At 64.9% G+C, this 13,920-nt stretch carries 11 protein-coding genes; all 11 read left to right on the forward strand.

What is annotated here, in order from left to right; all coding sequences use genetic code 11:
- The first annotated feature begins 14 nt into the window (after positions 1-14).
- The 11 genes from rseP (at position 15) to carB (ending at position 13,912) form a co-directional block, all read left to right on the forward strand.
- Complete coding sequence (gene rseP / locus NWF24_RS12860) at positions 15-1,388, forward strand: RIP metalloprotease RseP (protein WP_258354487.1); 1,374 nt, start codon at positions 15-17, stop codon at positions 1,386-1,388.
- A 39-nt stretch (positions 1,389-1,427) separates the two neighbouring features.
- The gene (gene bamA, locus NWF24_RS12865) at positions 1,428-3,860 is read left to right on the forward strand and encodes an outer membrane protein assembly factor BamA (protein ID WP_258354488.1); all 2,433 of its coding nucleotides are present in this window, start codon (positions 1,428-1,430) and stop codon (positions 3,858-3,860) included.
- Positions 3,861-4,406 carry an OmpH family outer membrane protein gene (locus NWF24_RS12870; RefSeq protein WP_258354489.1) on the forward strand — a complete coding sequence of 182 codons (546 nt, stop codon included), beginning with the start codon at positions 3,861-3,863 and terminating at the stop codon, positions 4,404-4,406.
- Positions 4,407-4,420: 14 nt separating this feature from the next.
- On the forward strand, positions 4,421-5,398 hold the full coding sequence (lpxD, locus tag NWF24_RS12875) for a UDP-3-O-(3-hydroxymyristoyl)glucosamine N-acyltransferase (protein ID WP_258354490.1): 978 nt from the start codon (positions 4,421-4,423) through the stop codon (positions 5,396-5,398).
- Positions 5,399-5,421: 23 nt separating this feature from the next.
- Positions 5,422-5,871: a 3-hydroxyacyl-ACP dehydratase FabZ gene (fabZ, locus tag NWF24_RS12880; protein WP_013541729.1), complete on the forward strand. Its 450-nt coding sequence runs from the start codon at positions 5,422-5,424 to the stop codon at positions 5,869-5,871.
- 29 nt (positions 5,872-5,900) lie between these two features.
- Complete coding sequence (gene lpxA, locus NWF24_RS12885) at positions 5,901-6,689, forward strand: acyl-ACP--UDP-N-acetylglucosamine O-acyltransferase (protein WP_258354491.1); 789 nt, start codon at positions 5,901-5,903, stop codon at positions 6,687-6,689.
- A 10-nt stretch (positions 6,690-6,699) separates the two neighbouring features.
- On the forward strand, positions 6,700-7,848 hold the full coding sequence (lpxB, locus tag NWF24_RS12890) for a lipid-A-disaccharide synthase (protein WP_258354492.1): 1,149 nt from the start codon (positions 6,700-6,702) through the stop codon (positions 7,846-7,848).
- Positions 7,820-8,542 carry a ribonuclease HII gene (gene rnhB, locus NWF24_RS12895; RefSeq protein WP_258354493.1) on the forward strand — a complete coding sequence of 241 codons (723 nt, stop codon included), beginning with the start codon at positions 7,820-7,822 and terminating at the stop codon, positions 8,540-8,542. Before lpxB ends, rnhB begins: the two co-directional genes overlap by 29 nt.
- 7 nt (positions 8,543-8,549) lie before the next feature.
- Entirely contained in the window at positions 8,550-9,335 is a 786-nt protein-coding gene (locus tag NWF24_RS12900) for a TrmH family RNA methyltransferase (protein WP_258354494.1), read from the forward strand.
- Between the two features lie 142 nt (positions 9,336-9,477).
- Positions 9,478-10,671 carry a glutamine-hydrolyzing carbamoyl-phosphate synthase small subunit gene (carA, locus tag NWF24_RS12905; protein WP_258354495.1) on the forward strand — a complete coding sequence of 398 codons (1,194 nt, stop codon included), beginning with the start codon at positions 9,478-9,480 and terminating at the stop codon, positions 10,669-10,671.
- A complete protein-coding gene (carB, locus tag NWF24_RS12910) occupies positions 10,664-13,912 on the forward strand; it encodes a carbamoyl-phosphate synthase large subunit (RefSeq protein WP_093056555.1) in 3,249 nt (1,082 codons plus the stop codon). The genes carA and carB overlap by 8 nt, the downstream gene beginning before the upstream one ends.
- The last annotated feature ends 8 nt before the right edge of the window (positions 13,913-13,920 follow it).

The following is a 13,920-nucleotide window of genomic DNA, read 5'->3' on the forward strand; positions in this document are numbered from 1 at the left end:
GACCAAGGACCCCGATGCTGCTCACTGTCATAGCCTTTGTGGTCGCACTCGGTGTCCTGATCGCGGTGCACGAATACGGGCACTACCGCGTGGCCGTTGCCTGCGGCGTCAAGGTGGAGCGCTTCTCCGTCGGGTTCGGCAAGGCACTGCTTCGCTGGCAGCCCAAACGTCAGCATCCGGGGCAGCAGACCGAGTTCGTCATAGGTGCATTCCCGTTCGGCGGCTACGTCAAGATGCTCGACGAGCGCGAAGGGCCGGTCGCGCCTGAAGAGCGCCATCGCGCCTTCAATACCCAACCTTTGCGTTCCCGCGCAGCCATTGTTGCGGCGGGGCCGATCGCCAATCTGCTGCTGGCTGTCGTGCTCTACACGGCGGTCAACTGGATCGGCGTGCAGGAGCCGGTCGCCAAGCTGGCGCGGCCGGTGGCGGCCTCCCTGGCCGAAGCGGCGGGTCTGCGCGGCGGCGAGCACATCACACAAGCGGGCTTCGATGGCGAGCTGTCGCCAGTTCAGTCCTTCGAGGATCTGCGCTGGCGCATGACGCGTGGCGCGCTCGATGGCCATGACCTGACGCTCGAAGTCGCAGGGGAGGCCGGCCGGCCGGCGCGTCAGCTGGTGCTGCCATTGAGCCGCATGGAGACCAAGGACGCCGATCCGCAGATGTTCCGCAAGATCGGCGTGGTGGCACCCCTGACTCGGCCCGAGATCGGCGAAGTCATGGCGGGCAGTGCGGCGGAAAGCGCCGGCCTGCGCAACGGCGACGTGGTGCGCGCCATTGGCGACACGGCCATATTCGACGGACAGCAGCTGCGCGAGGTGATCCGGGCGTCGGTCGACGGCGACCAGCCGCGCATTCAGGCTTGGCAGGTCGAGCGCGGCGGCCAGCCGCTCAAGATCGACGTGAAGCCCGAGGTGCGCGAAGAGGGCGGCGTCAAGGTGGGGCGCATCGGCGCCTACGTTGGTGCGCCGCCCGAAATGGTGACGGTGCGCCAGGGGCTGGTCGACGGCGTCTGGCGTGGCGTGGTGCGCACCTGGGAGGTGTCCGCGCTGACCGTGCGCATGATGGGCAAGATGGTCATCGGCGAGGCTTCGCTCAAGAACCTGAGCGGTCCGCTCACGATTGCCGACTACGCTGGCAAGTCCGCAAGCCTCGGTTTCACTCAGTATCTGGTCTTCCTGGCTCTCATCAGCGTGAGCCTCGGGGTCCTCAATCTCATGCCGCTGCCGGTCCTCGATGGGGGACACCTGATGTATTATCTTTGGGAGGGCCTGACCGGCAAGAGCGTCTCCGACGCCTGGATGGAACGGCTTCAGCGCGGGGGTGTGGCCCTGCTGCTGGTCATGATGTCGGTTGCACTCTTCAACGACGTCACACGGCTCTTTGGTTAACTTTCTGCCCGGCCCTTTCCGTGCCGGCTCAATTCTCAGATGAACAAAAACTTCAGTCGCTTTCGCCTGCGTAGCGTTGCCGCGGTGGTTGCCAGTGCGCTCGCAGCCACGGCAGCCTGGGCCGTAGAGCCTTTCACGGTGCGCGACATTCGCGTCGAAGGTCTGCAACGCGTCGAAGCCGGTACGATCTTCGCGTCGCTGCCGCTGCGCGTGGGTGATACCTACAGCGACGAGCGCGGTTCCGCCGCCATCCGCGCGCTGTTCGACCTGGGGTTGTTCAAGGATGTGCGCATCGATGTGAACGGCAACGTGCTGGTGGTGATCGTCGAAGAGCGGCCGACCATTGCAGACGTCGATTTCGTCGGCACCAAGGAGTTCGACAAGGCCGCGCTGCAGAAGGCGCTGCGCGAAGTCGGCCTGACCGATGGCCGTCCCTACGACAAGGCACTGGCCGACCGCGCCGAGCAGGAGCTCAAGCGCCAGTACGTGAGCCGCAGCCTCTACAACGCGCAGGTCGTGACCACCGTCACGCCCATCGAGCGCAACCGCGTCAACCTGACCTTCACCGTGACCGAAGGCGAATCGGCCCGCATCCGCGAAGTGCACGTGGTAGGCAACAAGGCCTTCAGCGAATCGACGCTGCTGAGCCTGTTCGACCAGGACAGCGGCGGCTTCATGAGCTGGTACACCAAGTCGAATCAGTATTCGCGCGCCAAGCTCAACGCCGACCTCGAAACCCTGCGCTCGTACTACATCACCCGCGGCTACCTGGAGTTCCGCATCGACTCGACCCAGGTTGCCATTTCGCCGGACCGCAAGGACCTGACGGTGACCGTGAACATCAGTGAAGGCGAGAAGTTCGTGGTGTCGAGCGTCAAGCTCGACGGCAACTATCTCGGCCGCGACGACGAGTTCAAGTCGCTCATCACCATCAAGCCGGGCGAGCCCTACAACGGCGAGCAGGTCACCGAGACCACCAAGGCCTTCAACGACTATTTCGGCACCTTCGGCTATGCGTTCGCACGCGTGCAGGCGCGCCCTGATATCGACCGCGTCAACAACCGCGTGGCGCTCACGCTGCAGGCCGAACCTTCGCGCCGCGTGTACGTGCGTCGCGTCTCGGTGGGCGGCAACAACAAGACCCGCGACGAAGTCATCCGCCGCGAGTTCCGCCAGTACGAAGCTTCCTGGTACGACGGCGACAAGATCAAGCTCTCGCGCGACCGCGTGGACCGCCTGGGCTTCTTCACCGAAGTGAACGTCGAAACGCAGGAAGTGCCCGGCTCGCCCGACCAGGTGGACCTGACCGTCAACGTGGCTGAAAAGCCCACCGGCAGCCTGCAACTCGGCGCCGGCTACTCGAGCGCTGAAAAAGTCGCGCTGACCTTCGGCATCTCGCAGGAAAACGTGTTCGGCTCGGGCAACTTCCTGGGCGTGCAGGTCAACACCAGCAAGTACAACCGCACGCTGTCGCTGACCACGACCGACCCGTACTTCACGCCGGACGGCATCTCGCGCACGATCAGCGTCTACCACACCACGACGCGCCCGTATCAGACCTCCACCGATGGCGACTACAAACTGGTGAACCAGGGCGCTTCCATCCGTTTTGGCGTGCCGTTCAGCGAAGTCGATACCGTTTTCTTCGGCATCGGTCTCGAGCGCTATGCGTTCGACCCCAACAGTTCGACGGCATTCTCCGGTCTGTACACGCCGCCGTCTTACCTTGCCTATTTCCAGTGCCAGAAGGATGCCACGGGCCTGCTGGTGGTCAGCTGTGATCAGAAGAGCGTATGGGGCGTTCCGCTGAGCGTCGGCTGGGGCCGTGACAGTCGCGACAGCGCACTGATCCCGACCACGGGCCGGCTGCAGCGCGCCAACCTCGAAGTGGGTGCGGCCGGGGACATGAAGTACATCAAGACGAACTACCAATACCAGCAGTTCTTCGCGATCAGCAAGCAGTACACCTTCTCGATCAACGGCGAAGTCGGCTATGCCAAGGCGCTCGGCAACAAGGTCTACCCGATCTTCAAGAACTTCTATGCCGGTGGCCTGGGTTCGGTCCGTGGCTTCGAGCAGAACTCGCTGGGGCCGCGCGATGCTCCTCTGTTCCTCCAGAGCGAAGGTGCAGCCCTCGGTGGTACCAAGAAGGCAGTCTTCAATGCCGAATTGAGCACGCCGTTCCCGGGTGCCGGCAACGACCGCACGCTGCGCTTGTACGGCTTCTTCGACGCCGGCAACGTGTTCGGCACGCGTGCCGCTGGCGTGACCGACGAGCAATGGAAGGCCGAGAAGAAGTTGCGCGCGTCGGTCGGCCTGGGCGTCAGCTGGATTTCGCCGCTGGGCCCGCTGCGTCTTGCTTATGCCTTCCCCGTCAGGTCCCAGAAGGAAGTCGGGCAGCCGTTTACAGCCGGGTATATCCCGAAGGATAGAATTCAGCGCCTCCAATTCCAGATCGGAACGTCTTTCTAAATGAAGCATTTGATTCGCGCTGCGGCAGGCGCGTTGTTGATTCCCGCTCTCGCATTCGCTGCGGTGCCCGCCCAGGCGCAGGAAACCTTTCGCATCGGTTTCGTGAACCCGGACCGCGTGCTGCGTGAGGCACAGCCGGCCAAGACTGCCCAGGCGAAGCTCGAAGCCGAGTTCCTGAAGCGCGAGAAGGACCTGACCGCACAGGGCGACGCCCTGAAGGCGGCTTCTGAGAAGTTCGAGCGCGAGGCGCCCACCCTGTCGGAAAGCCAGCGGGTCACGCGCCAGCGCGCGCTGGTCGACCAGGACCGCGACTTCCAGCGCAAGCGCCGTGAATTTCAGGAAGACCTGAACGCGCGCAAGAACGAAGAGCTCCAGCAGGTTTACGAGCGCGCCAACCGCGTCGTGAAGCAGGTGGCCGAGGCAGAGAAGTACGACGCCATCCTGCAGGAAGCGATCTACATCAATCCGAAGCACGACATCACCGACAAGGTGATCAAGGCGCTGAACGCGTCGGTCGGCTCTCCTACGCCTGCGGCCGGCAAGTAACGCCGCGAACCGGCGTGTCACTGCAGCTCGGAGCCATCGTTGACGCCCTTGGGGGCGAGCTCCATGGCGATGCGGCGCTGTCTATCGAGCGGCTTGCGCCGCTGCAGAATGCACAGCCCGATGCGCTCAGCTTCCTGAGCCATCCCAAATACCAGCAGGAACTGGCGGCCTCGAAGGCTGCTTGCGTGATCGTCTCGCCCGCCATGCGCGAGGCGGCTGCGGCGCGTGGCGCTTTCATCGTCACGCCAGATCCGTACTTCTACTTTGCCCGCCTGACGCAGCTCTGGAAGGCGCATCATGCGCGCCCGGAGGCTGATTTCATCCACCCCAGCGCCGTGATCCACGCCGAGGCGCAGGTCGACGCGACGGCGCGCATCGGCGCGCTGTGCGTGGTGGAGCGGGGCGCGCGCATTGGTGCGGGCACGGTGCTGAAGTCGCGGGTGACGGTCAGCGAAGACTGCACCATCGGCGAGCGCTGCCTGCTGCACCCGGGTGTGGTCATCGGCGCCGACGGCTTCGGCCTCGCGCCGCACGAGGGGCGCTGGGTCAAGATCGAGCAGCTGGGTGCGGTGCGCATCGGCGACGACGTCGAAATTGGCGCCAACACCTGCATCGACCGTGGCGCGCTCGACGACACCGTGATCGAAGACGGCGTAAAGCTCGACAACCTGATCCAGATCGGCCACAACGTGCGCGTCGGCAAGAACACCGCCATGGCGGGTTGCGTTGGCGTGGCCGGCAGCGCCGTCATCGGCGCCAATTGCACTTTCGGCGGTGGCGCCATCGTGCTGGGCCATCTGACAGTGGCCGACGGCGTGCACATATCCGCCGCGACCGTGGTCACCCGTTCAATTCACAAGGCCGGCCAGTACACCGGTATGTTTCCCATCGATGACAATGCGAGCTGGGAAAAAAATGCGGCAACGCTCAAGCAGTTGCACAGCCTGCGCGAACGACTGAAGGCGCTGGAGAAAGCTCCCTCGAAAAAATGACGACGATGCAGGAACAGAAAATCATGACGACGACGCTCGATATCCATCAAATCCTCAAGCTGCTGCCCCACCGATACCCGTTCCTGCTGGTGGACCGCGTGCTCGACATGGAAAAGGGCAAGCGCATCACGGCGCTCAAGAACGTGACGATGAACGAGCCGTTCTTCAATGGCCACTTCCCCCACCGTCCGGTGATGCCGGGCGTGCTGATGCTGGAAGCCATGGCCCAGGCCGCGGCTCTGCTGTCGTTCCATTCGCTCGACATCGTGCCGGACGACAACACCGTCTACTACTTTGCCGCCATTGACGGCGCGCGCTTCAAGCGCCCGGTGGAACCCGGCGACCAGCTGACGCTCGAAGTCGAAATTGAGCGCATGAAGGCGGGCATTTCCAAGTTCAAGGGCCGGGCCCTGGTGGGCAGCGAGCTCGCCTGCGAGGCAACGCTGATGTGCGCCATGCGCCAGATCAGCTGATCCGGCTGCAGACAGTCGTTTCACAAGGCATGACCCAGGTTCATTCGACAGCACTCGTCGACCCCAAGGCACAACTCGACGCCTCGGTGTCGGTCGGGCCCTATACCGTGATCGGCCCGCACGTGCGGGTGGGCGCGGGCACCACCATCGGCGCGCACTGCGTGATCGAAGGGCGCACGACCATCGGGCGCGACAACCGGATCTTCCAGTTCTCGTCTCTCGGCGCCATACCGCAGGACAAGAAATACGCCGGTGAGCCGACGGAACTCGTCATCGGCGACCGCAACGTGATCCGCGAGTTCTGCACCTTCAACCTCGGCGTACCGGGGGCAGGGGGCGTGACACGCGTGGGCAGCGACAACTGGATCATGGCGTACACGCACATCGCGCACGACTGCCGTGTCGACAACCACACCACGCTGTCCAACAACACCACGCTGGCGGGGCATGTGCACCTGGCCGACTGGGTCACGGTCGGCGGGCTCACGGGCATTCACCAGTTCGTTTCGATCGGTGCCCACGCCATGCTTGGCTTTGCCAGCGCTGTCACGCAAGATGTGCCGCCCTTCATGCTGGTCGACGGCAATCCGCTGGCTGTGCGCGGCTTCAACGTCGTCGGCCTGCGCCGGCGCGACTTTTCCGCCGAGCGGCTCGCGGCGGTGAAGCAGATGCACCGCCTGCTGTATCGCCAGGGCAAGACGCTCGAAGAGGCGCGCGCGGGCATCGCCGCGCTCGCGACGGAAATGCCGGAAACGGCAGGCGACGTCGCGCTGATGGAAGCCTTCCTCGCCAACTCGACGCGCGGCATCGCGCGCTGACGTGACGGCGATGCAGAAGGACGAACAGCGACGTTTCGCGCTGGTCGCAGGTGAAGCCTCCGGCGATCTGCTCGCGGGTCTGTTGCTCGACGGCCTTCAGGCCCGTTGGCCCGATCTCCAGACCGCCGGCATCGGCGGCCCCCGCATGCTGGCCCACGGCTTCCAGAGCTGGTGGCCCCAGGAAAAGCTCGCGGTGCGCGGCTACATCGAGGTGCTGCGGCATTACGCCGAGATTGCCGGCATCCGCCGCAAGCTCAAGGCCCGGCTGCTGCAGGAGCGCCCCGAGCTCTTCATCGGCGTTGATGCGCCCGATTTCAACCTCGACCTCGAGGCCGGCCTGCGCAGCCACGGGATGAAGACAGTGCACTTCGTCTGCCCGTCGATCTGGGCCTGGCGGCCGGAGCGCGTCGAGAAGATCCGGGCGGCGGCTGACCATGTGCTGTGCATCTTCCCGTTCGAGCCCGCATTGCTGGCGGAGCACGGCGTGGCCGCGAGCTACGTCGGCCACCCCATCGCCAACGTGATCCCGATGACGCCTGACCGCGCGGCAGCGCGTGCTGCGTTGGGTTTGGCGCCCGATGCAAAGGTTGTCGCGTTGCTGCCGGGCAGTCGTCGCTCGGAGATTCGCTACCTGGCCGCACGTTTCTTCGCTGCAGCCGCACTGATGCAGAAGGCGCGCCCGGAACTCCAGTTCGTGGCCCCCATCCTGCCGGGCCTGCGCGCCGAGGTTGAGGCCCTGCTGCAGGCCAGCGGCATGGCCGGGCGCGTGAAGTTGCTCGATGGCCAGTCGCACGCTGCGCTGGCCGCCTGCGACGTCACGCTGATCGCCAGCGGCACCGCCACGCTCGAGGCTGCGCTGTTCAAGCGGCCAATGGTCATCGCGTACAACATGAATGCGCTGTCGTGGCGTTTCATGCAGCGCAAGCAGTTGCAGCCCTGGGTCGGCTTGCCCAACATCCTGTGCCGCGAGTTCGTGGTGCCCGAGTTGTTGCAGGAAGCCGCCTCGCCCGAGGCTCTGGCCCAGGCCACGCTGGCCTGGCTCGACGCGCCCGCGAAAGCGCAGGCCCTGCAACAAAGATTTTCAGAGCTGCATGTGCAATTGCAGCGCGATACGCCGACACTTTGCGCCGATGCGATCCAGAAAGTTCTTGAAGGCTGAGCAGGCCCCGCTGGTGTGGGACGCACCGGGGCTGATGGCGGGCGTCGACGAGGCGGGGCGTGGCCCCCTGGCCGGCCCGGTGGTGGCTGCCGCCGTGATCCTCGACGACCTGCGGCCGATTCGCGGCCTGGCCGATTCCAAGACCCTCACGGCCCTGCAGCGCGAACGCCTGCACGATCAGATCCTGGCCAAGGCGCTGTGCTGTTCCATCGCGCAGGCCACCGTCGAAGAGATCGACACCCACAACATCCTGCAGGCCACCATGCTTGCGATGCGGCGCGCGGTCGAAGGGCTGCGGCTCAAGCCTGTCAAGGTGCTGGTCGATGGCAATCGCCTGCCGACGCTCGACGTGCTGGCTGAAGCCATCGTCAAGGGCGATTCGCGGGTGAAGGCCATTTCCGCTGCGTCGATCCTGGCGAAAGTGCATCGCGACCGGCTGTGCGAGCAGTTGCATGCCGAATTTCCGCATTACGGCTTTGCCGGCCACAAGGGCTACGGCACGCCCGAGCATCTGGAAGCGCTGCAGCGCCACGGCGCGTGTGTGCACCACCGCAGGTCGTTCAGCCCGGTGGCCGCGGCGCTCGCCCGCACGGGCGGTGTCTTGAACGTGGTGCTGCCGGCCGAATCCGAGCAGCCAGCGATGCTGGTTGGCGCCGTCGAGGCCGCGCGCCCCGAACTTCGCGCAGCGCCCTGAACCCCCGATGACCTCCGACACCGGCGCCAGCCACATCAGCTCGCGCGACAACCCGCTGCTCAAAGACCTGCGCAAGCTTGCGCAGGACCCGGGTGCTTACCGCAAGCTCGGCCGCCTTTGGCTCGAAGGCGACCATCTGTGTCGGGCGGCGCTGGCGCGGGGTGTCAAGCCCGCGATTGCCGTGTTTTCGGAGTCTTTCTGGCCCCAAGCACCTGCTGAATGGGCGAGCAGTGCTATCAAAACTGTAGTGGTTGCCGACGACCTGTTGCGCGGCATCAGCGGGTTGGAATCGCCTGCACCCATGGGCTTCGTGCTCGACCTGCCATCCCGCCCGGAACTGATTCCTGAAGCTCCCAGCGTTGTGCTCGACCGTCTGCAGGACGCCGGCAATGCGGGTTCCATCCTGCGCAGCGCCGCCGCTTTCGGCTTTACCCAGGTGATCGCGCTCAAGGGCACGGCCGCGCTGTGGGCGCCGAAGGTGCTGCGCGCCGGCATGGGCGCCCATTTCGGCCTGCGGCTGATCGAAGGCGTGGACGCCGACGTGCTCGACGGTCTGAAAGTGCCGCTGGTGGCGACCAGTTCGCACCATGGCGAGTGGCTCCACAAGGCCGAACTGCCGCACCCCTGCGCCTGGCTCATGGGCCACGAGGGGCAGGGCGTTTCGCCCGTGCTGGAAGCCCGGGCGACCCACCACATCCGCATCGCGCAGCCGGGCGGCGAGGAGTCGCTCAACGTGGCTGCCGCCGCCGCGATCTGCCTGCATGCGAGCGGAGCAGCCCTGCAGGCCAAATAACACACTCAGTCCGGGCTACAATCGGGGGCTTACTCGCAAATCAGCGTCGCCCGGCCGCCTTTAACGCCAAAATCCCCTTAAGCAGCAGCTCGCAGGCAACGCGCCTGGGGCTCCGGGCGACCGTAACCATCCGGAGAACCCAGTGCTTTTGTCTCTCAAGGGAAGTTTCCCGCCCGCCATCCTGGCGCTCGCAGACGGCACGGTCTTTCAAGGCAATTCGATCGGAGCCGCCGGCTCTACGACCGGTGAAGTGGTGTTCAACACCGCCATGACCGGTTACCAGGAAATCCTCACCGACCCGAGCTACTGCCAGCAGATCGTGACGCTCACGTATCCGCACATCGGCAACTACGGCGTCAACGGGGAAGACATCGAAGCCGACAAGATCCATGCCGCGGGCCTGATCATCAAGGACCTGCCTCTCGTCGCCTCCAACTTTCGCAAGACTGCCACGCTGACCGAATACCTCGTGTCCGGCAAGACGGTGGCCATCGCGAACATCGACACCCGCAAGCTCACACGCCACCTGCGCACCCACGGTGCTCAGAACGGCTGCATCCTGGGCCTGGCCGAAGGCGAGACTGTGACGCAGGCACTGATCGACAAGGCCATCGCCGCCGCCAAGGCCGCACCGAGCATGTCGGGCCTCGACCTCGCCAAGGTGGTGTCGGTCAAGCAGACCTACGAATGGACCGAAACCGAGTGGAAGCTGGGTTCGGGCTACGGCGTGCAGATCACGCCGAAATTCCACGTTGTCGCCTTCGACTACGGCGTCAAGAAGAACATCCTGCGCATGATCGCGCAGCGCGGCGCGCGCATCACCGTGGTACCGGCGCAGACGCCCGCGGCCGACGTGCTCAAGCTCAAACCCGATGGCATCTTCCTGGCCAACGGCCCCGGCGACCCGGAGCCTTGCGACTACGCCATCAGCGCCGTCAAGGAACTGATCGAGACCGGCATTCCCACCTTCGGCATCTGCCTGGGCCACCAGATCATGGCGCTGGCCTCCGGCGCGAAGACCTTCAAGATGAAGTTCGGCCACCATGGCGCGAACCATCCGGTGAAGGATCTCGACAACGGCCGAGTGAGCATCACCAGCCAGAACCACGGCTTCGCAGTCGACGAGAAGTCGCTGCCGGCCAACCTGCGTCCCACCCACATCAGCCTGTTCGACAACACGCTGCAGGGCCTGGCGCGCACCGACAAGCCCGCGTTCTGCTTCCAGGGCCACCCTGAAGCCTCGCCGGGTCCGCACGACATCGGCTACCTGTTCGATCGCTTCACGGCACTCATGGAAAAGAACAAGACGGAAAAGACGGAGAAAGAGAATGCCTAAGCGCACAGACCTCAAATCGATCCTCATCATCGGCGCCGGCCCGATCATCATCGGCCAGGCCTGCGAGTTCGACTACTCCGGCGTGCAAGCCTGCAAGGCGTTGCGCGAAGAGGGCTACAAGGTCATCCTGATCAACAGCAACCCCGCGACGATCATGACCGACCCGGCCACGGCCGACGTCACCTACATCGAGCCCATCACCTGGCAGACGGTCGAAAAAATCATCGCCAAGGAGCGCCCCGACGCGATCCTGCCGACCATGGGTGGCCAGACTGCGCTCAACTGCGCGCTCGACCTCTGGCGCAACGGCGTGCTCGACAAGTACACCGGCGCGGCCACCAACAAGCCGGTCGAGCTGATCGGCGCCACGCCCGAAGCCATCGACAAGGCCGAAGACCGCTTGAAGTTCAAGGACGCGATGACCAAGATCGGGCTGGGCTCGGCCCGCTCCGGCATCGCTCACTCGATGGACGAAGCCTGGGCGGTTCAGAAGAGCGTCGGCTTCCCGACGGTCATCCGTCCCAGCTTCACGCTCGGCGGCACCGGCGGCGGCATCGCCTACAACCCGGAAGAGTTCGAGACCATCTGCAAGCGCGGCATCGAAGCCTCGCCGACCAACGAACTGCTGATTGAAGAATCGCTGCTCGGCTGGAAAGAGTACGAGATGGAAGTCGTGCGCGACAAGGCCGACAACTGCATCATCGTCTGCTCGATCGAAAACCTCGACCCGATGGGCGTGCACACCGGCGACTCGATCACCGTGGCCCCCGCGCAGACGCTGAGCGACAAGGAATACCAGATCCTGCGCAATGCCTCGCTGGCCGTGCTGCGCGAGATCGGCGTCGACACCGGCGGCTCGAACGTGCAGTTCTCCATCAACCCGAAGGACGGCCGCATGGTCGTCATCGAGATGAATCCGCGCGTATCGCGTTCGTCGGCGCTGGCCTCCAAGGCCACGGGCTTCCCGATCGCCAAGGTCGCGGCCAAGCTGGCCGTGGGTTACACGCTCGACGAGCTGCGCAACGAAATCACGGGTGGTGCCACGCCCGCGTCGTTTGAACCGTCGATCGACTACGTGGTCACCAAGATCCCGCGTTTCGCGTTCGAGAAATTCCCGCAGGCCGACTCGCGCCTCACGACGCAGATGAAGTCGGTGGGCGAAGTGATGGCCATGGGCCGCACCTTCCAGGAGTCATTCCAGAAGGCCCTGCGCGGCCTTGAAGTGGGCGTCGACGGCCTCAACGAGAAGACGCAAGACCGCGAAGTGCTCGAGAAGGAACTGGGCGAGCCCGGCCCCGAGCGCATCTGGTACGTGGGCGATGCCTTTGCCATGGGCTTGAGCGTCGATGAAGTGTTCGCGCTGACCAAGATCGACCCGTGGTTCCTGGTGCAGATCGAAGAGATCGTGAAGATCGAACTCGAGCTCGAAACCAAGTCGCTCGACGACATCGACCGCGACACGCTGCTGGCGCTGAAGAAGAAGGGCTTTTCCGACCGCCGCCTCGCCAAGCAGTTGAAGACCACCGACACGGCCATCCGTGAGAAGCGCCGCGCCCTGGGCGTGCGCCCGGTCTACAAGCGCGTCGACACCTGCGCAGCCGAGTTCGCGACCAACACGGCCTACATGTACTCGACCTACGAGGACGAGTGTGAAGCCGACCCGACGGACAAGAAGAAGATCATGGTGCTCGGCGGCGGCCCTAACCGCATCGGCCAGGGCATCGAGTTCGACTACTGCTGCGTGCACGCCGCGCTCGCCATGCGCGAGGACGGCTACGAGACCATCATGGTCAACTGCAACCCCGAGACCGTGTCGACCGACTACGACACCTCGGACCGCCTGTACTTCGAGCCGCTGACGCTCGAAGACGTGCTCGAGATCGTCGACAAGGAAAAGCCGCTCGGCGTGATCGTGCAGTACGGCGGCCAGACGCCTTTGAAGCTCGCGCTCGACCTCGAAGCGAATGGCGTGCCGATCATCGGCACCTCGCCCGACATGATCGACGCAGCCGAAGACCGCGAGCGCTTCCAGAAGCTGTTGCATGAGCTGGGCCTGCGCCAGCCGCCAAATGCCACCGCGCGCACCGAACCCGAAGCCCTAGAAAAGGCCGCGGCCCTCGGTTATCCGCTGGTGGTGCGCCCGAGCTACGTGCTCGGCGGCCGCGCGATGGAAATCGTGCACGAGCAGCGTGACCTCGAGCGCTACATGCGTGAAGCCGTCAAGGTCAGCAACGATTCGCCGGTGCTGCTCGACCGCTTCCTGAACGACGCTGTCGAGTGTGACGTCGACTGCATCCGCGACGCCGAAGGCGGCACGCTGATCGGCGGCGTGATGGAGCACATCGAACAGGCCGGCGTGCACTCGGGCGACTCCGCCTGCTCGCTGCCGCCCTACAGCCTGAATGCCGACACGGTGGCCGAGCTGAAGCGCCAGAGCGCCGCGATGGCGGCCGCGCTGAACGTGGTCGGCCTGATGAACGTGCAGTTCGCGATCCAGCAGAAGGACGGCAAGGACGTCATCTACGTGCTCGAAGTGAACCCGCGTGCTTCCCGCACCGTGCCTTACGTGAGCAAGGCCACGGGCATCCAGCTCGCCAAGGTTGCGGCTCGCTGCATGGCGGGCCAGTCGCTGAAGTCGCAGGGCATCACGAAGGAAGTGACGCCGCCGTACTTCAGCGTGAAGGAAGCCGTGTTCCCGTTCGTCAAGTTCCCGGGCGTGGACACCATCCTCGGCCCCGAGATGAAGTCGACCGGCGAAGTGATGGGCGTGGGCAAGACCTTCGGCGAAGCCTTCGTGAAGTCGCAGCTGGGTGCTGGCACGCACCTGCCGAAGTCGGGCAAGGTCTTCATCTCGGTGAAGAACAACGACAAGGCGCGCGCGGTCGAAGTGGCACGCGGCCTGGCGAAGCTGGGCTTCGAGCTGATCGCCACCAAGGGCACGGCCGCCGCCATCAGCGCCGCCGGCATCGAGTGCGCGACGGTGAACAAGGTGACCGAAGGTCGCCCGCACATCGTGGACATGATCAAGAACAACGAGATTGCCCTGGTCATCAACACGGTGGAAGAGCGCCGCAACGCGATCACCGACTCGCGGCAGATCCGCACCTCGGCGCTGCTGGCGCGCGTGACCACCTTCACCACGATCTTCGGCGCCGAAGCCGCGGTCGAGGGCATGGGCTTCATGGACGAACTCGGCGTGATCTCGGTGCAGGAGATGCACGCGCAACTGGCCTCCGCCTGAGCGTCATC

This window comes from Variovorax paradoxus (genome assembly GCF_024734665.1).
GTDB lineage: Bacteria > Pseudomonadota > Gammaproteobacteria > Burkholderiales > Burkholderiaceae_C > Variovorax.

Bases quoted from the DNA above. Each gene is read 5' to 3' on its own strand.
- rseP (WP_258354487.1), top strand. From the start codon at position 15: ATGCTGCTCACTGTCATAGCCTTTGTGGTCGCACTCGGTGTCCTGATC.
- bamA (WP_258354488.1), top strand. From the start codon at position 1,428: ATGAACAAAAACTTCAGTCGCTTTCGCCTGCGTAGCGTTGCCGCGGTG.
- NWF24_RS12870 (WP_258354489.1), top strand. From the start codon at position 3,861: ATGAAGCATTTGATTCGCGCTGCGGCAGGCGCGTTGTTGATTCCCGCT.
- fabZ (WP_013541729.1), top strand. From the start codon at position 5,422: ATGACGACGACGCTCGATATCCATCAAATCCTCAAGCTGCTGCCCCAC.
- lpxA (WP_258354491.1), top strand. From the start codon at position 5,901: ATGACCCAGGTTCATTCGACAGCACTCGTCGACCCCAAGGCACAACTC.
- lpxB (WP_258354492.1), top strand. From the start codon at position 6,700: ATGCAGAAGGACGAACAGCGACGTTTCGCGCTGGTCGCAGGTGAAGCC.
- rnhB (WP_258354493.1), top strand. From the start codon at position 7,820: ATGCGATCCAGAAAGTTCTTGAAGGCTGAGCAGGCCCCGCTGGTGTGG.
- NWF24_RS12900 (WP_258354494.1), top strand. From the start codon at position 8,550: ATGACCTCCGACACCGGCGCCAGCCACATCAGCTCGCGCGACAACCCG.
- carB (WP_093056555.1), top strand. From the start codon at position 10,664: ATGCCTAAGCGCACAGACCTCAAATCGATCCTCATCATCGGCGCCGGC.